The sequence below is a fragment of the Vibrio sp. 1288 genome (genome assembly GCF_033344475.1).
On sequence record NZ_JAWPOX010001090.1, the window covers coordinates 1 to 526 of the forward strand.

Consider the following 526-nt stretch of genomic DNA (forward strand, 5'->3'; position numbering starts at 1 on the left):
CTTTTTCTAGTTGCCTTCCAACCTGTTTCAACCAAGCTTCTCATGCCACTTGAGCGCGAGCATAAGGCCTTTTTACCTGTGTCGGGTACCATTGACTACGTTATGGTGCTGGGTAATGGCCACGTGGTCGATGACGAAATTCCACCAACATCGCAATTAAGCCGCGCGGCGTTGATGCGATTAACGGAAGGCATTCGTATTTTGCGTATGTACCCAGGCGCAAAGCTAATTTTATCTGGTTATGATGGTGGCTCTGAGATCAGCCATGCTCGTATGATGGCAAACGTTGCTTTGGCATTAGGTGTTGCAAAATCCGACATTATTTTGTTAGAAGACGCAAAAGACACGTGGGAAGAAGCAAGACAAGCCGCCGCTTTTGTTCAACAAAAAGAGATTGTGCTAGTCACGTCAGCGAGCCACATGAGCCGTGCGCTGTACGAGTTTAACGCGGCTGGAATTAAACCCATCCCTGCTCCAACGAATTTCTTAGCGATAGACGAAGTTAGCCAACCGTGGGACAAGTATT

Annotated in this window: 1 protein-coding gene; it reads left to right on the forward strand. The window is 47.7% G+C overall.

The genetic code is table 11. From position 1 onward, the window contains the following. On the forward strand, window positions 1–526 hold a 526-nt coding region (locus R8O11_RS31060), incomplete at both ends, for an ElyC/SanA/YdcF family protein (RefSeq protein WP_318195370.1).